At 44.7% G+C, this 21,475-nt stretch carries 16 protein-coding genes; 12 read left to right on the top strand and 4 right to left on the bottom strand.

Translation table 11 applies throughout. From position 1 onward, the window contains the following. The first annotated feature begins 285 nt into the window (after window positions 1–285). Together purL and R7Q47_RS16375 are read left to right on the top strand one after the other, a co-directional pair. Window positions 286–4,179 (top strand): phosphoribosylformylglycinamidine synthase, encoded by a 3,894-nt coding sequence (purL, locus tag R7Q47_RS16380; protein ID WP_318089263.1) that lies wholly within the window; start codon window positions 286–288, stop codon window positions 4,177–4,179. A 295-nt stretch (window positions 4,180–4,474) separates the two neighbouring features. Continuing rightward, the gene (locus R7Q47_RS16375) at window positions 4,475–4,783 is read left to right on the top strand and encodes a DUF3622 domain-containing protein (protein WP_025998700.1); all 309 of its coding nucleotides are present in this window, start codon (window positions 4,475–4,477) and stop codon (window positions 4,781–4,783) included. A gap of 90 nt (window positions 4,784–4,873) precedes the next feature. On the opposite strand, the gene R7Q47_RS16370 is transcribed toward R7Q47_RS16375, so the two are convergent. From R7Q47_RS16370 to R7Q47_RS16360, 3 genes are all read right to left on the bottom strand, one after another. Continuing rightward, window positions 4,874–5,314 (bottom strand): DNA-directed RNA polymerase subunit beta, encoded by a 441-nt coding sequence (locus R7Q47_RS16370; protein ID WP_318089262.1) that lies wholly within the window; start codon window positions 5,312–5,314, stop codon window positions 4,874–4,876. 118 nt (window positions 5,315–5,432) lie between these two features. Then, entirely contained in the window at window positions 5,433–7,619 is a 2,187-nt protein-coding gene (locus R7Q47_RS16365) for a TonB-dependent receptor domain-containing protein (RefSeq protein ID WP_053306531.1), read from the bottom strand. Window positions 7,620–7,883: 264 nt separating this feature from the next. Continuing rightward, a complete protein-coding gene (locus R7Q47_RS16360; protein WP_222712424.1) occupies window positions 7,884–8,951 on the bottom strand; it encodes a succinylglutamate desuccinylase/aspartoacylase family protein in 1,068 nt (355 codons plus the stop codon). Window positions 8,952–9,281: 330 nt separating this feature from the next. Here R7Q47_RS16360 and R7Q47_RS16355 point away from each other — a divergent pair, with 330 nt between their 5' ends. Next, window positions 9,282–9,821: a DUF3332 domain-containing protein gene (locus tag R7Q47_RS16355; protein ID WP_248487409.1), complete on the top strand. Its 540-nt coding sequence runs from the start codon at window positions 9,282–9,284 to the stop codon at window positions 9,819–9,821. A 64-nt stretch (window positions 9,822–9,885) separates the two neighbouring features. Here the strand turns inward: R7Q47_RS16355 and R7Q47_RS16350 are convergent, their stop codons facing one another. After that, complete coding sequence (locus tag R7Q47_RS16350; RefSeq protein WP_005381594.1) at window positions 9,886–11,358, bottom strand: aminoacyl-histidine dipeptidase; 1,473 nt, start codon at window positions 11,356–11,358, stop codon at window positions 9,886–9,888. A gap of 1,024 nt (window positions 11,359–12,382) precedes the next feature. Here R7Q47_RS16350 and R7Q47_RS16345 point away from each other — a divergent pair. The 9 genes from R7Q47_RS16345 to R7Q47_RS16305 all read left to right on the top strand — a co-directional run bounded on the left by R7Q47_RS16345 (window position 12,383) and on the right by R7Q47_RS16305 (window position 21,226). After that, a complete protein-coding gene (locus R7Q47_RS16345) occupies window positions 12,383–13,672 on the top strand; it encodes an NCS2 family permease (protein WP_005381592.1) in 1,290 nt (429 codons plus the stop codon). A 263-nt stretch (window positions 13,673–13,935) separates the two neighbouring features. Continuing rightward, complete coding sequence (gene tet(34), locus R7Q47_RS16340) at window positions 13,936–14,400, top strand: oxytetracycline resistance phosphoribosyltransferase domain-containing protein Tet(34) (protein WP_005381590.1); 465 nt, start codon at window positions 13,936–13,938, stop codon at window positions 14,398–14,400. Window positions 14,401–14,491: 91 nt separating this feature from the next. Next, window positions 14,492–15,739, top strand: a complete 1,248-nt coding sequence (gene frsA / locus R7Q47_RS16335) for an esterase FrsA (protein ID WP_005381586.1) — start codon at window positions 14,492–14,494, stop codon at window positions 15,737–15,739. A 115-nt stretch (window positions 15,740–15,854) separates the two neighbouring features. After that, on the top strand, window positions 15,855–16,244 hold the full coding sequence (gene crl, locus R7Q47_RS16330; RefSeq protein WP_005381584.1) for a sigma factor-binding protein Crl: 390 nt from the start codon (window positions 15,855–15,857) through the stop codon (window positions 16,242–16,244). Window positions 16,245–16,365: 121 nt separating this feature from the next. Next, on the top strand, window positions 16,366–17,505 hold the full coding sequence (gene proB / locus R7Q47_RS16325) for a glutamate 5-kinase (RefSeq protein WP_017820604.1): 1,140 nt from the start codon (window positions 16,366–16,368) through the stop codon (window positions 17,503–17,505). A 17-nt stretch (window positions 17,506–17,522) separates the two neighbouring features. After that, entirely contained in the window at window positions 17,523–18,773 is a 1,251-nt protein-coding gene (locus R7Q47_RS16320) for a glutamate-5-semialdehyde dehydrogenase (protein ID WP_017635685.1), read from the top strand. Window positions 18,774–18,979: 206 nt separating this feature from the next. After that, a complete protein-coding gene (gene nrdR / locus R7Q47_RS16315) occupies window positions 18,980–19,429 on the top strand; it encodes a transcriptional regulator NrdR (RefSeq protein WP_005381578.1) in 450 nt (149 codons plus the stop codon). A gap of 7 nt (window positions 19,430–19,436) precedes the next feature. After that, window positions 19,437–20,564 carry a bifunctional diaminohydroxyphosphoribosylaminopyrimidine deaminase/5-amino-6-(5-phosphoribosylamino)uracil reductase RibD gene (gene ribD / locus R7Q47_RS16310; protein ID WP_017635684.1) on the top strand — a complete coding sequence of 376 codons (1,128 nt, stop codon included), beginning with the start codon at window positions 19,437–19,439 and terminating at the stop codon, window positions 20,562–20,564. An 8-nt stretch (window positions 20,565–20,572) separates the two neighbouring features. Beyond that, window positions 20,573–21,226, top strand: a complete 654-nt coding sequence (locus R7Q47_RS16305) for a riboflavin synthase (protein ID WP_318089261.1) — start codon at window positions 20,573–20,575, stop codon at window positions 21,224–21,226. The last annotated feature ends 249 nt before the right edge of the window (window positions 21,227–21,475 follow it).

Here is a 21,475-nt window from a genome sequence, read left to right as displayed (position 1 = left end):
TGGAAAATTTCTATTTGCCTTTATATCAAAGCGAGCTCATGGGGCAAAGTGAATCACACACTTATAACGTGACATTGTGTGTTTTATCGACATTTTAGTTGTAATTCAAATTTGACAAAAAAAATGACGCAAACGGTTGCTTTTGGTGTTACATCACAAAAACAATTACTATATAATGCGCTCGCAATGACGAGGTGGAATCGGCATAGGTTCGACAGGGCTTATTTTAAGTGTCTGAATTTATTCCAATATCACCTTAATCAATTGCATAAGAGACCTAAGCACATGAGAATTTTGCGTGGCTCCCCAGCTCTTTCTGAGTTTCGTGTTAATAAACTACTGGAACTTTGTCGTGAACAAGATCTGCCTGTAACTGGCATTTATGCCGAGTTTATGCACTTTGCCGATCTAAAGTCAGACCTTGATGACCAAGAGTTAGAAAAACTTGAAAAGTTACTAACTTACGGCCCAACCATCGAAGAGCATGAGCCTGAAGGTCTTCTACTTCTTGTCACGCCTCGTCCTGGCACTATCTCGCCTTGGTCTTCTAAATCTACCGATATCGCTGTTAACTGTGGTCTGGATAAAGTGAAACGTCTAGAGCGTGGTACGGCTTATTATGTCGAATCTTCAGTTGTTCTATCAGAAGCTCAAGCTGACGCTGTTAAAGCGTTAATTCACGACCGCATGATGGAAACAGTATTCACAGAATTTGAAGCCGCATCAGCATTATTTACTGTTGCAGAGCCTAAGCCTGTCGCACATGTTGATATCTTAGCTGGCGGTCGTCTTGCGCTTGAAGAGGCAAACGTTTCCCTTGGCTTGGCACTCGCAGAAGATGAAATTGATTACTTGGTAGAGAACTTTACTAAGCTTGGGCGTAACCCAAACGACATTGAATTGATGATGTTTGCTCAGGCGAACTCAGAGCATTGTCGCCACAAAATTTTTAACGCAGATTGGACTATCGACGGGGTAGATCAACCTAAGTCTTTGTTCAAAATGATCAAAAACACTTTTGAAACGACACCTGACTATGTGCTGTCTGCATACAAAGACAACGCAGCCGTTATGACAGGTTCTAAAGCGGGGCGTTTCTTCCCTGACCCTAAATCTCGTCAATACACGTACCACCATGAAGATACGCACATCTTGATGAAGGTAGAAACGCACAACCACCCAACGGCAATCTCTCCGTGGCCGGGCGCATCGACTGGCTCAGGCGGTGAAATTCGTGACGAAGGCGCGACGGGTATCGGCGGTAAGCCAAAAGCGGGTCTGGTTGGTTTTACAACCTCTAACTTACGTATTCCTGGTTTTGAACAGCCATGGGAAACCGACTTCGGCAAGCCGGGTCGTATTGTGAATGCGTTAGACATCATGCTTGAAGGTCCTCTTGGCGGCGCGGCATTCAACAACGAATTTGGTCGTCCAAATCTATTGGGTTACTTCCGTACTTACGAAGAAAAAGTCACTTCTCATGCGGGTGAAGAAATTCGTGGTTACCACAAACCAATCATGATTGCTGGTGGTATGGGTAACATCCGCGATGAACACGTACAGAAGAAAGAGATCCCTGTAGGTGCGAGCCTAATCGTACTTGGTGGTCCGGCAATGAACATCGGTCTTGGTGGTGGTGCGGCATCTTCCATGGCATCTGGTCAGTCAGCAGAAGATCTGGACTTCGCTTCGGTACAGCGTGAAAACCCAGAGATGGAACGTCGCTGTCAGGAAGTGATCGACCGTTGTTGGCAGTTAGGCGACGATAACCCAATCGCATTTATCCACGATGTGGGTGCAGGCGGTATCTCTAACGCATTGCCTGAACTTGTCGACGACGGTGAGCGTGGCGGTAAGTTCCAATTACGCGATGTACCAAACGATGAGCCGGGCATGAGCCCACTGGAAATCTGGTGTAACGAATCACAGGAACGTTACGTTCTAGCGGTAGCGCCAGAAAACATGGAAGCATTCGACGCCATCTGTAAGCGTGAACGCGCACCGTATGCAGTGGTGGGTGTGGCGACAGAAGAGCGTCATCTAACGCTAGAAGATTCTCACTTCGACAATACGCCAATCGATATGCCAATGGATATCCTGCTTGGTAAGCCACCGAAGATGCACCGTGACGCAACCACACTAAAAGTGGAAAGCCCTGCCATTGTTCGTGATGGTATTGAGCTTAATGAAGCGGTGGATCGCGTACTTCGTCTTCCTGCTGTTGCAGAAAAAACATTCCTAATTACTATCGGTGACCGAACAGTTACGGGTCTGGTTGCTCGTGATCAAATGGTTGGTCCTTGGCAGGTACCAGTAGCAAACTGCGCAGTAACAGCGGCAAGCTACGACACTTACTATGGCGAAGCAATGTCGATGGGTGAGCGCACGCCAGTGGCATTACTAGACTTTGGAGCATCGGCTCGCCTAGCCGTTGGTGAGTCACTAACGAACATTGCGGCAACAGACATCGGTGATATTAAACACATTAAACTGTCTGCGAACTGGATGTCTCCAGCGGGTCACCCAGGTGAAGATGCGGGTCTTTACGAAGCAGTGAAAGCGGTTGGTGAAGAATTGTGTCCTGCTTTAGGTTTGACTATCCCAGTTGGTAAAGACTCCATGTCGATGAAAACCAAGTGGGAAGAAAACGGCGAGAGCAAAGAAGTCACTTCTCCACTGTCGTTAGTTATCACGGCATTTGGTCGTGTGGAAGACGTACGTAAGACCGTGACTCCACAACTACGCACTGACAACGGAAAGACTTCTCTAGTTCTTGTTGACTTGGGTAACGGCAAAAACCGCTTAGGTGCGACAGCATTGGCACAAGTATACAAACAGCTGGGTGACAAACCTGCTGACGTAGATAATGCAGAGCAGCTAAAAGGCTTCTTTGATGCAATGCAAGCGTTAGTACGTGATGACAAGCTAGTGGCTTACCACGATAAAGGCGACGGCGGTCTTTTTGTTACACTGGCTGAGATGGCGTTCGCGGGTCACTGTGGCGTAAAAGCGAACATCGCAAAGCTGGGTGACGATGCGCTAGCCGTTCTATTTAACGAAGAGCTAGGTGCGGTTGTTCAAGTTAAGAATGATGATCTAGATTCAGTTCTATCTACTCTGGCGGCAAACGGCTTAGAGGCATGCTCACATGTGATTGGTTCTGTTGAAGCTTCAGACGACTTTGTTATCACTTCTGGTGATGCAGTTGTGCTTGAACGTTCACGTACCGAACTACGCGTTATCTGGGCTGAAACAACGCATAAGATGCAAGGTCTACGTGATAACCCAGCGTGTGCAGACCAAGAGCACGAAGCTAAGAAAGACAACTCTGACCCTGGTCTAAACGTTAAGCTCAGCTTTGACGTAAATGAAGACGTTGCAGCACCGTACATTGCGAAAGGTGCTAAACCTAAGATGGCAATTCTACGTGAGCAGGGCGTTAACTCCCACGTCGAAATGGCAGCAGCGTTTGACAGAGCAGGCTTTGAAGCAACCGACATCCATATGAGCGATATCCTAACGGGCCAAGCGGTACTGGATGAATACCATGGCCTAGTAGCTTGTGGTGGCTTCTCTTACGGCGACGTACTAGGTGCGGGTGAAGGTTGGGCTAAGTCTATCCTGTTTAACGCACAAGCTCGTGAACAGTTCCAAGCCTTCTTCAACCGTGAAGAGACGTTCTCTTTAGGTGTATGTAACGGTTGTCAGATGCTATCAAACCTGAAAGAGCTGATCCCAGGTGCAGACTTGTGGCCACGTTTTGTGCGCAACGAATCTGAGCGTTTTGAAGCGCGCTTTAGTCTAGTTGAAGTTCAGAAATCTGATTCTGTATTCTTCGACGGCATGGCTGGTTCGCGTATGCCAATCGCGGTTTCCCACGGAGAAGGGCGTGTAGAAGTACGTGATGCAGAGCACCTAGCAGCGATTGAAGCATCAGGTACGGTTGCGGTTCGTTACGTGGATAACCTCGGTAACCCAACACAACAATACCCGAACAACCCGAATGGTTCGCCAAACGCGATTACCGGTTTAACAACAGCAGACGGTCGCGTAACTATCATGATGCCTCACCCAGAGCGCGTATTCCGCACAGTTGCAAATTCTTGGGCTCCGGAAGGTTGGGGTGAAAATGGCGCTTGGATGCGTATGTTCCAAAATGCCCGTAAGAATATCGGTTAATTAACCAAAGGTTAATCTAGCTTAAGTAAAGCGTTGGTTGAGAGACCAGCGCTTTCTTTTTTCTTATCACTCTTTTTTCTTCGTCGCTCTTTCTAGTGACTTGGCGAAACGTTGCTTTGTTCTGCCTCTTCTTTGTCATCTATTATCTAGCGTAAAAAACTTGCAGCGTTTAGATTACTTTTATGCTCTAATACCGCGCTTACCAAGGGATGGTGTTAAACAGCTCAGCTTAGATGGAGTTATCAAGTTGACCGAATCCCTGATTGATCCCTAAATCCCTTAGGAAATGAAAGAAATGTCTAAGAATCCAAAATTTGCTATCCGCGTCACTGAAAAACGTAACGGCTGGAGCGCAGAAATCACTCGCCAAGTGACATCTCGTAAGACTGTAGTATCAAAGCGTGAAACAGGCTTTGACAGCGAAGAGAAAGCACAAGCTTGGGCTGAACAAGAACTGGCTGGATTTATCCAAAACCAAGTGGTTCGTAACGAGCGTAAAGCAGCGCAACGTCAAGAGCGTGAAGCAGAACAACTAGCGGCAAAAGTTCGTAAAGAAGAAGCCCGCAAAGCACGTGAAACCGAAGTAGACACTGACGAAGAATAAGTTTAAATCGGTGAGATGGTGACGTTACCCATCAAACAAATAGTGAAAATGCCCTGAGTTTTGTCTCAGGGCATTTTTTATTTATATCGGCTAAAAACAATCCGATGATACGGACAGGCTAAACGTGCCGTCTTCAGGGACTGCAAATTGTTTATTGCCAGGAAGAAGGTGAGGGTTATTAGCATAAGTGCGATGTGTCGATTTGACCTTTGCAGAATGTCTTTCCGGTAAATCAAAGTGTTGTAAGCCGTCAGATAGATCGTTTGCTTCACCGTAGTCGAAATGTGTTGCGACGTCTTTGGGCTGCTTGGCGTAACGACAGTGATCCGGCTTACCATCTTCGTGCCAAGTTAAAGAGTTAGTTTTTGCATCTAGATTCAGGTTATTTGCTGTTGGCTGTGCGTAAAAATCTTCTGAAACTTGGTGCTTGCTTTGTTCTTGTAAGTAGTCTGCAATGTTCTCAGAAGCTTGCGCTAGGCTACCTACAGGTAAGAAGCAAATCAGAAGAAGCCGTGTTTTTAGATTGTTCATAATGTGTATGCAAGCAAAAGGAAATGATAATACTGATAAATAAAACGGCGTGCAATTATGGCCATTGGATACGATATAACAGGGCAGTTAATGTCTGCCCTGCATCTTTTAGGTATGGTTAGTATTGATAAGTGAGGTGCAGTTTGACTTCGCGACCAGGCGAAGGCACGCCATTAGATAGGTATGCTTCGTAGTAACGATCGGTTAAGTTTTTCACAACCGCGCCAACGCTCAAGCCTTCGACTTGTTGTATTTCCCAAACCACGTAAGCGTTTTGTAGCGTGTATTGCTCACTTGGCGATTTCACTTTTAAATTGTTACCGCTTGCCTTGGTTTTGGTTTGTGCATCATACCAACGGACTTCCCAGCCCGTACGTAAACCAGGAATCCATTCGTAACCTAAACCCAGATTAATGTTTAATGGTGGTACATCAGGATGATCATCATCTGAACCTGTAGAGTCAGATAGGCTACCTTTGTTTTTGCCGCGAATGTAACTTGCTGAGAAATTACTGTAGAAATCTTCAATCCGGTATTGTGAAATTAGCTCAAAGCCATAGTTTTTAAAGCCATCTAGGTTTGTATTCCAGCTTTGTAACTCAGTAGTATTTTTGTCGAGGTTTTCGCCCGTTCGTATATCAACTGTGTCGCTAACATCGTTATAGAACATAGTTAACTCTGTTGCGAGGTTATCGCGAGAGTTCACCAGCCCTTCCGTTAAGTTGATAACGCTTGCTTGATAAGCATGGATACGAGACACGTCCAGATTCAAAGCAGTAGCCGTAGCGGTAGCTCGCGCATATTGCACTGAGTAGATGTTATCAACGGTTGGTGCTTTTAAAGCGTAGGCGTAGGAGGCGTTTAAACGCGTATTATTGCTCGCATCAAAGTCGATATCCAAACGTGGGCTAAAGCCTTTATGCGTCGTTTCACCGTAGTTATGTCCGGCAGCTGGATCATTATAATCCGGCGCTGCGTTCCCTTTTCCTTCACTCTTGATGTATTCGTAACGCAGAGAAGGTGTGATTGTTAGGCGGTCTGTTGCTTGATAGTGATCAGCAATGTAAGCGGCATAAATTGACTGCGTGCCAGATGGTTCGTAGTAAGGGGTGTACCAACCGTAGTTTTTCGCTTCATTACTGTCGTATGATGCGTTGAATACTAACGAGTCTCTATCGGTTTTTTGATATTGAAGCCCAGTGACTAGAGTGTGATCTCCGAATTGCGCTTGGTTAAACACATCAACGTAATCACGCTCGTAACTCAGCCATGACTCATGACCGTAACTGCCAACAGAAACGAACATTTTCTCGAATGCTACGTCAGGGCGAACCCAATGACGATCGTTTTCGGAACGTGCCATTTTGATATTGAAATCAATATACGGGTTAGTCGGCATGTAGTGGTAAGAGATGGTCGTGGTGTTGTCCGTGTATTTGTTATCGACGGTGTAAGCGTATTGGGCTTTTTCTAATGAGCCGTATTTCTTGATATTGTATTCGGTGATGTTAGGCATTTTTCCGCGGCGGTTAGCCCAAGGTTTACGACCTTCATCTTTGTAGCGAGTGTGGCTAATTTCAAACTCGTGATCGTTGTTTTCATAACCGACCTTTACGAGCATGTTTTCTTGCTCATAACCTGAGTAATCCAGCGTTTCACCACCTCCGACTTTAATGTCATCAGAATCTTTTACCGAGCCATTCGCTAGAAAATAAAAACCAGTATCGTTTTTACCATAGAGTGTTAGCGTGTAGGCGTTCTCATCGCCGTTGGTGTTGTATGCACTTGAGATGCGAGCACCAAAGTTTCTTTCGCCGTACAGGAGATCATCGACACTTTTGGTTTTAATGCGAATGGAGCCACCAAACTTCCCGTTGAGTGCTCGATAGTCGTGCGCGCCCTTGATAATTTCTGCTTCGCCAATTAAGAACGGATCAAAAAAGAAGGTACCGTAGCGGTATTGTTGAAAGCCGATTGGAGCGCCATCGACAAAGACGGCGATATCGCTTGGATCATCAAAACCACGAATGTTAATACGTTCGCCACCAGAACGACCGCCACCATCTATTGATGCACCGGGAACGGCATCGATCATTGAGGCAAAATTAGAGTACTGTTGCTCTTCAATCTCTGACCAATTAATGGTGGTTTGCGCAGGCTCAGCAATGGTAATAGGTTTGGCATAACGAACGCCTATGACTTCAAGCTCTTCATTTGGCGCTGTCTCGGCATATGAATAAAGAGGGAAGAGCAAAGCCAGTGAAATGAGATTTACTTTGAATGGATGACTTTTTAATCGTTTCATATTGATGATTTATAGTGTTTTTATGAAGCTCGGATTATAAGAACATTATTACGATTAATAAATGATAATGAGATTAATTATCAAATGTGTTTTTGCGATGGATTGTAAAGTTTTTTATCCATTCGTGGAAACTACGATAAGTATCGTTAGCTTACATAAAACAAAAAGCCCAGTATCATGGATGCTGAGCTTATTGGCTTTTAAACAAGATAGTGCGAGCACTGTTGCTCCTTTTGAGCTAATCAGGCGCCTACTTGGTAGGAATTACTGAGTTTCTAACGGTATCTGTCCGGTGGTCAGCGGCTCGGCATCGAATTCAGTGAGGCCTTCAATATAGCTTTCGACTGCTTGCTCTAAAGCATTATCACCTTGGTTAAAATAGGCAAGGTGGAAAATTGCATCGCCTTCGTTCACCAATGGTAATGTTTGTTGACCGATAACCAAACCACGCTTCGGGGCTTTTAGTTCTATCTCATCATGACCAAGAGGAGAGCTAATATAAGCGAGCGTTTCCCCCTGTTCTACTTTGTCTCCCAGATTAACGACAGTACGCAAAATGCCGTTACCTGACGCGCGAACCCAGCTGGTGGACTTCGCTATGATAGGCTCAGGCAGCTTTTTCCTGCTCGCACGCAACATACCAATGGCTTGCATTACGCGCCGAACCCCGAGTACACCAGCGCTTATCGAAAGTGGATCAAAGCGCAATGCTTCGCCAGCCTCGTAGGTGAGCACTGGAATATCACATTTTTCTGCTTCACTGCGTAAAGAGCCATCACGCAATGCTGAATCAACAATCACTGGCGTTGCAAATGCTTGAGCAATACGCAGAGTTTCTGGGTTGCTTAAGTTTGCGCGGATCTGTGGTAAGTTCGTGCGATGAATTGCCCCTGTGTGTAGATCCAAAATGTAGTCACAACGCTTGGCAATGTTGTTAAAGAACCCGTGTGCCATACGAGATGCAAGTGCGCCTTTTTCACTGCCAGGAAAGCAACGGTTGAGATCTCGTCGGTCGGGCAAGTAACGAGATTTATGGATGAAACCAAAAACGTTAACGATAGGTACTGCAATGACAGTGCCTTTCAGTTTTTGTGGTTCCAGTTGGTTAATGATCTGACGAACGATTTCTACGCCATTAAGCTCATCACCATGGATAGCGGCATTCACCATTAACACTGGTCCTTCTTGTTTCCCATGGATGATTTCCACAGGAATAGATAAAGGCGAATGTGTATATAGCTTCGCTGCTTCAAATTCGATCTCTAATCGTTGTCCTGGTTGTATTTGATGTCCTAAGAGCTCAAACACTTTGCTTTTTTTACTTCTGGCCATAAACCATCTCTGTCAAATGCGTCATCAGCAATGTAACAATTGCTGCAAAATCGCACTAATCATTCTCATTAAGGACACGACAAATTACTTTAATCGTCATGCGTGAAATTTTGGTATGTGTGAAGTTTTTGTTTTCAATATGATCTTTTCTATCAGTTTAATACATAACAAGCCATAGAGAAGAGAGCGCAATAATAGCCTTAAAAAATGTGACTGTATTAAAAATAATACTGTTCATGGAGGACAAAAAAACGGACTTTTAACCCTACTTTTTATCCGATAATATCCGCGCCGAATTTGAGGTTTCACACTTTCTAACTAGAGGTTTTGATGAAAAAGGCAATTGCTAAAATTGGTGCATTGACTGCGGTAGCAGTTTCACTTTCAGGTTGCGTAGGTAGTAATGCCGTGACAGGTTATGTCATGGGGTTTAACTTGAAAGCTGTTGACAACCGTTACGCTCGAGGTGGCCTAAATATGCTTTTAGCGCCTGTTTATGGTGTCGCGATCGCAGCGGATTATATCGTGTTTAACTCTCTAGAATTTTGGACGGGTAAGAACCCGTTAAATGGTAAGCCACATATCTTCGATACAAAGGTAGATACTTACATTGATGTCAATCACCAGTTAGATAAATCGTTAACGACGGCACCAATTGCACCATTAGCGGATAACCGTGTCATTGAGCAGGGGCGAATGCAGCAAATCGATGAGAACACTGTTCAAATGGATATTACTTACAGTAACGGTGAAAAGGCGACACTCTTGGGTGTACGCGATGGTGAGTTTGTTACTTACTACATTGATGGTGAAGTTGTTGCACAAACCTCAATGGATGAATTAGCCGCTTACGCGCAAAACCGTGTGTAGTTGGGTTCAACTAAACCAAAAAAAGGGTGCCGTATGGCACCCTTTGTCGTTTTTCGTGATTGAATTATGCTTTCTCTGGAATCGCTTCTAAAAGCGCGACCATCTGATCCCAGTACAACTGAACAGTATCAATCTTCACTTTCTCATCTGGAGAGTGAGGGAATTTTATTGTTGGACCGAAAGAAACCATATCCATGTGTGGGTATGGTTCTTTAAATAGGCCACACTCAAGACCAGCATGGATGACCATGATGTTCGGCTTATGACCGTAAATGCCTTCATACATATCACGGAAAATTGCCATGATCTCGGAATCTGCATCTGGCTTCCAGCCAGGGTAAGCGCCTGAGAACTGAATTTGTGCGCCTGCTAGCTCAGTAATCGAGCGCAGCATGCTTTCCACTTGGCTACGGCCAGAGTCAATGAGAGAACGAATCAAGCAAAGCACGGTGACTTTATTTTCTTCTGTGCTGATCACACCAACGTTTAGAGAAGTTTCAACAACGCCTTCCACCTCATCACTCATACGGATTACGCCGTTTGGACAAGCGTTAAGTGCCGCAATGAATCGTTGCTGATCGGCGATTGAAAATACTTGCGCGTCAGTCGTGATCGCTTCATTAAAGGTTACGATACCTGTTTCGATTTTACCCAATTCAGTTTTAAGCAGCTCAGTGTAGTGGTTGAACAGCTCAGCAAGTTTGTCTTGGTTTTCGACAGGAAGCGCGACAGTAACAAACGCTTCGCGAGGGATTGCATTACGTAAGCTACCACCACGGAATTCGACTAAACGTAAATCAAGCTCTTGAGCATGACCGGCAAGGAAACGACCAAGTAATTTGTTGGCATTACCGCGACCTGTGTGAATGTCACAACCTGAGTGACCACCTTTTAGGCCTTTCAGCGTCAGTTGGCGTGTTACAAAACCTGCAGGCGTTGATTCTCGAGAAATATCGAAAGTCATGGTGCCATCAACGCCACCTGCACAACCCATGTAGACTTCGCCTTCTTGCTCAGAGTCTGTATTTAGAAGAATCTCACCCTCTAACCAACCAGCTTCAAGGCCAAATGCGCCAGTCATGCCTGCTTCTTCATCAATCGTCAGCAGAACTTCGAGTGGACCGTGCTTAATATCTTTAGATGCCAATACAGCAAGGCAAGAAGCCATACCAATACCGTTATCTGCACCAAGCGTCGTGCCTTTCGCAGTTACCCATTCGCCATCGATGTAAGGTTGGATTGGATCTTTGGTGAAGTCGTGTTCAGTGTCTTCGTTTTTCTGCGGCACCATGTCGATGTGTGCTTGAAGTACAACAGCCTTCTTATTTTCCATTCCTGGTGTCGCGGGCTTTTTGATGAACACGTTACCGGTTGGATCACGGCGAACGTCAAAGCCTTGCTCTGTTGCCCAGTTGATAATGTACTGTGCTAATGCTTCTTCATGTTTCGATGGATGAGGGATAGAACAAATCTTATCGAAAAACTGCCAAAGTGGAGCAGGTGATAAGGTACTGATCTCAGAATGGAACTCAGACACGGAGGACTCCTTTTGATGTGCTTTGCCAAATATATACCGTAAAAATATTGTCAAGGTAGCATTAAATGCTAGACGATTTGGCCTTCAAATTGCCGTTAGCATACCACCAGATAAGGAGTACGAGTAGTCGCGATCACAAGGATTTCTCTCAGAACTGTCACAGTTTGTGAATACAATAACAAGCACTATGTGTTCTCTATCATACATTCTGAAAGTGGCTTTATTTTTTAATTCATAAAATTGTAATTTAATTACATATAAACTTTGATAAAGGTCAATTTATGTATTTTTTGTGATTCCAATCACTAAAATGCTTGTAATTAAATTTCTTGGTGGTATATTTGTAACCAGCTTCTGAGAGAAGAATGAAATGCTCAAAGGATGAGTCCGTTTTATCGCCTCCAAGGAACCGAGAAATCAACGAATGTTTAATTGATTTAAAAGGTGATAGTTATGAAAGGTTTACCAAGTACAATGTTCTGGAATAGCAAGTCTGTTTACACCGGTAACTTTGTATACCCAACAAGCTTTGGCTACTAAGTGAAGTCAACGCATGTGACTCGAACAGTTTGTTCACCCCTATAAATTGGAATTTTTTTTCAGTGATAGTGCTGACATGATTCACCGCCACCCAAATTGGGTGGCGTTTTTTTATCTCTATTTTCTCTTCCTGACTCACTTATTGCCATCAAAGCCTTCTTCTATTCCCCATTCTTCGGTTTTATCGACTTTTCCATCAAATCTGTTAGATACCATGTTAAAAATGGGCCTTTTTCATCTGAAAGTTTAGTACATTGCTCAGTTTTTATTCTCTTTTAGGGAACTGTGTTATCTAGGTTACCTATTGTTTTGTAAGAATATATTCCTTTGCCTACTTTGATAGGTTAGAGAATGTGTTTCATATCCAAAGAAAAAAAACGCATTAGAGTGAAGATTCTATCTAGAATTTGCTATTTGATAACTTTATAATTCCCGCCAATCGATTACGCAACCGTTTACTTTTTTACCTTTACAGGATTCGATCATGCTCGAGAGGCTTTTTAAACTCAGTGAAAATGGCACAAATGTGCGTACTGAGATCATTGCAGGTGTTACGACCTTCCTAACTATGGCTTACATTATTTTTGTAAACCCAGCGATCCTGTCGGATACCGGTATGGACCGTGGTGCCATTTTTGTCGCGACTTGTCTTGCTGCCGCAATCGGCTGTTTTATCATGGGATTTGTTGCCAATTACCCAATCGCACAGGCACCAGGAATGGGCCTGAACGCATTTTTTACTTACTCTGTTGTATTGGGAATGGGTTATACGTGGCAAGTTGCGTTGGCGGCTGTATTTGTTTCTGGCCTTCTGTTCATTCTTTTAAGCGTATTTAAGATCCGTGAGTGGATTATTAACTCGATACCGCATTCTCTACGAACAGGTATTTCAGCTGGTATTGGTCTTTTCTTAGCGTTTATCGCATTAAAAAATGCAGGTATCGTCGTTGATAACCCAGCGACATTAGTTTCTATGGGAGAGATCACATCATTGCCATCTGTATTGGCCGCGATTGGCTTCTTTCTTACGATTGCACTGGTTCACCGTGGTGTGAAAGGTGCGGTGATGATCGCCATTCTTGGCGTTACAGCGCTTGGTCTTCTATTTGGTGATGTGCAGTGGGGCGGTATTATGTCAACGCCACCAAGCATTGCGCCAACTTTCATGCAACTGGATTTCTCTGGTTTGTTTGAAGTAGGCATGATTTCCGTCGTATTTGCTTTCCTATTTGTCGATTTATTTGACACCGCAGGTACGCTCGTTGGCGTTTCTCAAAAAGCAGGTCTAACTGATGAGAATGGCAACATCCCTCGTTTAAACAAAGCGTTACTTGCAGACTCAACAGCAACGTCAGTAGGTGCATTACTTGGTACCTCTAACACGACATCTTATATTGAAAGCGTTTCTGGTGTGGCTGCGGGTGGGCGTACTGGTCTAACAGCCGTGGTTGTTGGTGTACTGTTCCTACTTGCTCTATTGTTCTCACCACTTGCGGGTATGATCCCTGCTTATGCAACGTCAGGTGCGCTATTCTATGTGGCGATCTTGATGCTGTCTGGGCTAGTAAGCATTGATTGGCGTGACTTAACTGAAGCGTCGCCAGTTGTTGTGACTTGTTTGGTGATGCCGCTAACATTCTCGATTGCAGAAGGTATCACGTTAGGCTTTATCGCATACGCGGCGATCAAATTATTTAGCGGCAAGGGCCGTGAAGTGTCGATGAGTGTATGGGTGATGTCAGCCATCTTCATCGTTAAATACCTCGTCGGTTAATTTCTCGAGCAAAAAGCCAGTGTGGATTTATTCACGCTGGCTTTTTCTTTTTTACGTTGTTCACAGAAGACGGTTTTTCTGCGGAATAGGCAGAGAATTTTGATATCACCGTTGGTATTAGCGGTGTGTTTCGGTAGAATAATCGTTTGCGCAGCTTGAAATCCTCGTCTCCAAACATTTTGGAGAAGTTAGTGAGCATTCCGCTTTTGAGTGACTTCGCTAGATTTTGAGGATGCATATTTTCAAATTATTAGGTTATTACAATGAGTAAAAAATTCATTATCACTTGGGATGCAATGCAGACTTACTGCCGTGAACTGGCTGAAAAACAAATGCCAGCTGAGCAATGGAAAGGAATTTGGGCGGTAAGCCGCGGCGGTTTGGTTCCTGGCGCTATTTTGGCTCGTGAACTGGGTATTCGTTACGTTGATACAATCTGTATTTCAAGCTACGACCATGATCATCAGCGCGATATGACGGTACTAAAAGCACCTGAAGGTGATGGCGAAGGTTACCTAATCGTTGAAGACCTAGTAGACAGTGGTGATACAGCGCGCAAACTACGTGAGATGTATCCAAAAGCGAAAATGATCGCTGTGTGTGCGAAACCATCAGGCAAAGAGCTGCTGGATGATTACGTTGTAGATATTGCTCAAGACACTTGGATCGAGCAGCCTTGGGATATGTCAATCCAGTATGCTGAGCCAGTAAACCGCAAGCAAAAATAAACGCGGTTAAAGAATATTGAGAAATGCCCCTTTATAGGGGCATTTTTTTTATTATGATATTAAATCATGCTAATAGCCTAGGGTTCTTCCTATGTCTGAAGACGTCAGTAAAAATCTTTCCGAAACTTTGTTCGTGAAACATAAGCAAGCAAAAGAAACCTCCGCGCTTACCCAGTACATGCCGACCAGTAAAAAAATACTTGATGAACGAGAAGCGCAAGGTGATCGTGCTTGGTATCGTCATTTGCGTCGCTTGCAATGGGCTTGGCAAGGATTGTCTCCGATCGAAATGGAAGGCGTACTGTCCAAAATTGCTTCATCTTCTCACTCGCGAACCAATGATGATTGGTTAGACACTGTAATGGGTTATCACAGTGGTAACTGGACATTTGAGTGGATCAAGCTTGGTATGGATCATCAGAAGCGAGCAAATGAAATGCAAGGAGAAGAGGCAGCGGATGAACTCTTCACTGCTTCTTTGTGTTTTAGTATTGCAGGCTACCCACATTTAAAAAATGACAACTTGGCATCGCAAGCTCAAGTTCTGGCAAACAAAGCGTATTCTGACGGCGCAGAAAAAACTAAGTACACCATCAAGCAAATTGAAGTGCCTTACCAAAATCGCAAAATCATCGCGAACCTCCATTTACCAAGAACGGATAAACAGTTGCCTGTGGTAATGGTGAGCGCTGGTTTGGATACCCTACAAACCGACATGTGGCGTTTGTTCCGTAATCGTCTTGCACCGCGAGATATTGCGATGTTAACCGTGGACATGCCTTCGGTAGGGCATAGCTCTCATTGGCCCTTGACCGAGAATTCAAGTTGCCTACATCAAGCGGTATTGAATGAGCTTTACTCGCTACCTTGGGTTGATCATCACAAAGTGGGGTTAGTTGGGTTTCGTTTTGGTGGTAATGCAATGATCAGACTCTCTTTTGTCGAGCAGGAAAAGATCAAAGCTTGTGTCGCTCTAGGCGCACCCGTACATGATATTTTTACTTCCCCTCAGAAGTTACAAAAAATGCCGAAGATGTATTTAGATCTTTTGGCTTCCCGTTTGGGGAAAAATGCGGTTGATATTAATAGCATGGCTGGTCAGATGATGGCGTGGTCATTGAAGGTTCAGGGCTTCCTGAGCAGTCGAAAAACCAAAGTGCCTATTTTGGCTTTGAGTCTTGAAGGCGATCCAGTGTCGCCACACAGTGATAATCAACTTGTTGCTCTATTTAGCCAGTATGGTAGAGCAAAAAAAATCAGTTCCAAAACAATTACAAAAGGATATGAGCAATCCCTCGATTTAGCCATAAAGTGGCTAGAAGATGAATTATTAGGGTGACAATTCTCCTAAATTAGTTAAGAGTGATATATCTGAGCAAAAAATAAGCTCATGATAATTAAAAATAATAATCATTCTTGGGTGTTTACTTTTAACTATGAAAACGGAGATTCATATGTCAGAGACGACTCAGGGCCCGACTCACTTTCGCTTGATGTCAAAGTTGAAGGCGATAGGGCCTTACCTGCGCGAACCACAATCGCAAGAAGGGCGCTATTATTTTGATTGTTTATCTGTATGTGTAGACGACAAAAAATCGCCTGAGAAGCGTGAATTTTGGGGCTGGTGGATGGATTTGGAATCCATCGAGGGAGGCTTTACTGCTAAATATCATATTGGCAAGTACAACAAAGAAGGGCAATGGGTATCTGAAGCCCTTCCCAAAAAAGTGGTAGAGGAAGTGTATCTCACGCAGAGCACATTCCATCAAAAGCTGGTTGATACTTTAGAAGAACACTTCAAATTAGAAGTCGAATATCACACGGAGTCTTTCGATTTCGCTTAATTTGGTTGTTTTCATTTAATACCAAACAAAAAGGTGCGAAAACGCACCTTTTCTCTTGTTAATTCCCTATTTGATTGTTAAAACATCCTCTCTTTATTTGTTTTTCACTTCAGAAGACATCATGACAACGAATCAACAAAATGCAGTTGTTTCACAACCACAAACTGTCGTTGTGAAACTGGGTACAAGTGTGCTGACAGGCGGCACTCTGGCACTCGACCGTGCACACATGGTTGAGTTAGCACGCCAGTGTGCTGAGCTTAAAAAACAAGGCCATTCAATCGTAATGGTTTCGTCTGGTGCGATTGCAGCAGGCCGTGAGCATCTTGGTTACCCCGCATTGCCCAACGAGATGGCGAGTAAGCAGTTACTTGCCGCGGTGGGGCAGAGTCGCTTGATTCAAACATGGGAGTCTTTGTTTGGTATTTATGGTATCAAGATCGGCCAAATGCTACTAACCCGTGCCGATTTAGAAGATCGTGAGCGATTCCTTAACGCGCGTGACACTATTAATGCGCTCGTTGCGAACGATATTGTTCCTATCGTAAACGAAAATGATGCCGTTGCGACTAGCGAGATTAAAGTTGGCGATAACGACAACCTTTCCGCTTTGGTAGGCATTTTATGTGGTGCAGATAAGCTCTTGCTTTTAACGGACCAAAAAGGTCTGTTTACTGCTGACCCTCGTAGAGATCCGAACGCAGAGCTTATCAAGGAAGTAAAAACCATCGACGATACGCTGCGTAAAATCGCAGGTGGAAGCGGTACAACATTGGGTACTGGTGGTATGGCAACGAAGCTGCAAGCCGCAGACATCGCTCGCCGCGCAGGTATAGAGGTTATTATTGCTGCTGGTAGTGCGCCGAATGTTATCTTTGACTCTTTAAGTGCTGAACCTCAGGGCACGCGCTTCCTACCTTGCGCTGAAGCCTTAGAGAACCGTAAACGCTGGATTCTAGCGGGACCTGCGGCATCGGGCGACATCATTATTGATGATGGTGCAGTCAATGCTGTGGTCGGCAAGGGCAGTAGCCTACTTGCTAAAGGGGTCATCAAAGTTAGTGGTGACTTCGCACGAGGCGAAGTGGCGCGTGTAACAAACGCTCACGGTAAGTTGGTGGCTCGTGGCATCAGCGCCTACTCAAGTGATGACCTAACTAAAATTACGGGTAAGCACAGTAAAGATATCATCTCTATTTTGGGTCATGATTATGGCTCTGAGGTGATTCACCGCGATGATTTGGTCGTCATTCAGGAATAGAATTAGAGGGAAGCAAAGTGGATTTAACGAATATGGGTAAAGCTGCTAAAGATGCAGCTTTCGAATTAGCGACAGCGTCAACTGCGCAAAAAAACCAAGCATTAGCCATCATTGCTGATGAGCTAGAAGCAAACTCTGCTGCTATTTTGGCGGCAAACGCTAAAGACATCGAACTTGGCCGTGAAGCGGGTTTAACCGATGCGCTGCTCGATCGCCTTTTGCTTAATGAAGAACGATTGACTGCAATTGCGAATGATGTTCGCAACGTCATTAGCTTGAACGATCCTGTAGGCAGCGAAATAGACAGTAAGGTACTGGAAAATGGGATGTCACTGTCTCGTCGTCGCGTGCCGCTTGGTGTCGTGGGCGTAATTTATGAAGCGCGTCCAAACGTAACCATTGATATCGCAGCGTTGTGCTTGAAAACCGGCAACGCAAGCATTTTACGTGGTGGCAAAGAGACCTTTTTCTCGAATATGGAATTAGTGAAGGTTATTCAGTCTGCGCTCGCAAAGGCGAACCTTCCAGCCGCTTCTGTGCAGTACATTGAAAAACCAGATCGTGAGCTTGTTTCTCAATTGCTTAAGTTGGACGATTACGTCGACATGATCATTCCACGCGGTGGTGCTGGCCTACACAAAATGTGTAAAGAAAACAGCACGATTCCGGTGATTATTGGTGGCTTTGGTATCAGCCATATCTTTGTCGACGAATCCGCTGATCTAGAGAAATCCCTGAATGTGGTTGAGAACTCTAAAGTTCAACGTCCATCTGCGTGTAACTCATTAGATACGCTGCTCGTGCATGAAAAAATTGCAGCGCAATTCCTACCAATGATCGTAGAGCGCATGAACGATAAAGTGACCTTCGTGACAGAGCCTAAGGCAAAAGCACTGATGCCTCAAGCAACACAAATTCGCGATGCTGTTGAAGGTGACTTTGATACGGAATGGTTGAGCTACACTCTTGGTGTAAAAGTTGTGTCTGATGTGAAAGATGCCATTGATCATATGCGTGTCCATAACGCGAGCCACTCAGATGCGATCATGACCAATAGCTTGGAAAACTCAGAGCTGTTCATCAATTCTGTCGGTTCGGCGGCGGTTTATGTGAATGCTTCAACGCGCTTTACAGACGGTGCGCAATTTGGCCTTGGCGCAGAAGTCGCAGTATCTACGCAAAAGCTACATGCACGCGGTCCGATGGGCTTAGAAGAGCTAACTAGCTACAAGTGGGTTGGTAAAGCGAACTACTTAGCACGCAGTTAACACATTCGACGAGATCTTGAGTGAAAAAGGGGCCTTTGCGCCCCTTTTTGTTTTGTCTAACATACCAATTCCGCTACACTACATGAGCTTTTATTTCGGTTTGAAAGCGTTATACCCAAATAGCTTTAATAGAGTCCGTATAACCATGAACGCGTGGTTATCCGTGATTGCTCATGAGGTTATTTTGGTATAGATATGGAGGTGATATGCATTGTCCTTTTTGTTCCGAGAACGATACCAAAGTTATTGATTCCCGCTTAGTGGCTGATGGCCATCAAGTTCGACGTCGCCGTCAGTGCTTGGCGTGTAGCGAGCGTTTCACTACGTTTGAAAGCGCAGAGTTAGTGATGCCTAAAGTGATCAAATCGAATGGCAACCGTGAACCATTTGATGAAGATAAAATGGTTGGCGGTATTCAACGCGCTTTAGAGAAACGCCCAGTGAGTGCCGATTCTATAGAGTTAGCGATCAGTATGATCAAATCACAACTGCGTGCGACGGGTGAGCGAGAGGTTCCGAGTGAAATGATTGGTAATTTAGTCATGGACCAGCTCAAAGAGCTCGATAAGGTGGCTTACATTCGTTTCGCTTCCGTTTACCGCAGCTTTGAAGATATTCGCGAGTTTGGCGAAGAGATTGCCCGCCTAGAAGACTGAGTAGCTCATGACTCAACACACTCTTGAAAGAGCGTTTTCTGATTTAGATTTCGCCATGATGTCACGAGCTATTAAGTTAGCGAAACGTGGCATTTATACCACCGCCCCTAATCCAAATGTAGGGTGTGTCATCGTTCGTGATGAAGAAATTGTCGGTGAAGGTTATCACCATCGTGCTGGTGAGCCGCATGCCGAGGTGCACGCGATGCGCATGGCGGGTGAAAAAGCAGTTGGTGCAACCGCTTATGTGACGCTAGAACCTTGCTCTCATTACGGCCGTACACCGCCATGTGCCGAAGGGCTGATTAAAGCCAAAGTGGCACGTGTGGTTTGCGCCATGGTAGACCCAAACCCGAAAGTTGCAGGTCGCGGCATCCAGATGTTACGTGATGCCGGAATTGAAGTACAAATCGGCTTGTTAGAGCAAGATGCCCTTGCCCTTAACCCTGGTTTTATAAAGTACATGCGTACAGGCATGCCGTTTGTTCAATTAAAAATGGCAGCCAGTTTGGATGGGCAAAGCGCACTCAGTAATGGTCAGAGCCAATGGATCACCTCCCCAGCGGCCCGCCAAGATGTGCAGCGTTATCGAGCGATAAGTGGTGGCATTCTTTCTACTAGCAAAACGGTGATTGATGATAATGCATCACTCAATGTGCGCTGGGATGACTTACCTAATAGTGTTCAAGCGCAGTATTTACAAGAAGAGCTTCGTCAACCAGTACGTGTAATCTTAGACCGTCAGAACCATTTAACTGATGCGCTCAAGCTGTTCCATACCGATGGAGAACGAGTTATTGTTCGCTCTGATGGAGACTGTATCCCTCTATTGGACAGCGCTGACCAAATTGACTTATCAACGACATTAAAACGTATCTCGGATGAGCACCACATCAATCACTTATGGGTTGAAGCTGGAGCTACGCTAGCGAGTGCGATGATAAAGGCTAATCTTGTAGATGAGCTCATTGTTTACCTTGCGCCAAAACTCATGGGCAGCGATGGTCGGGGGCTTATCGGTGCTTTAGGGTTAAGCGCTATGGCTGACGTCATAGATTTAAACATTACAGACGTTCGTATGGTTGGGGTAGACATTCGCATCACCGCCACCATAAAACGTAATGAAATTAGATAAGAAATAGTATGTTTACAGGAATAGTAGAAGCAGTGGGCAAGTTAGCTGCGATTACGCCGAAGGGCGAAGACATCACCGTCACGGTTGAAACGGGTACGCTTGATATGTCAGACGTTAAGTTAGGCGATAGCATTGCGACCAATGGTGTTTGCTTAACGGTAGTTGACTTCGGAAGCCACTATTACAGTGCTGATCTGTCATTAGAAACCTTGAAGAAAACTGGGTTTGCTGATTACCAAGTAGGCGATAAGGTGAATCTAGAAAAAGCCATGTTGCCAACAACGCGATTGGGTGGACATATCGTTTCTGGCCATGTCGATGGGGTTGGTGAAATTGTCGAACGCAATTCAGTTGGCCGTGCGATAGAGTTTTGGGTTGCAATGCCTGCGGAAATTAGCAAGTACGTTGCAGAGAAAGGCTCCATTACTGTTGATGGTATTAGCCTAACCGTCAACGACTTACGTAAAAATGCTTTTAAGCTGACGATCGTTCCTCATACGAGTGAAGAAACTACGAATGACCAGTTTCAAGTGGGGCGCAAAGTCAACTTAGAAGTTGATGTACTTGCGCGTTATATGGAGCGTTTACTGCAAGGACAACGAGAAGATAAGGCCGAGTCTCGTATCACGATGGACTTTTTACAGCAAAACGGTTTTGCATAAGTCTTGGGAGTGGCTGCGTGAGGCATGCGATAAAGAGCAGACTCACAGAACACCGCGAGATTCATTGACTTGCTTAATGCAAAGCTCAAACTATTGACCTAACTAGCATTCACTGCAACGTAATTTTTCATTGCTGTCGCAATAACAAATTTAGAATAACGGGATAACAGACTATGCCAATCAGTACGCCACAAGAAATTATTGATGATATTCGCGCAGGCAAAATGGTCATCCTAATGGATGATGAAG

The organism is Vibrio sp. Vb0349 (assembly GCF_033338975.1).
This window is presented reverse-complemented; position numbering and strand designations above follow the sequence as displayed.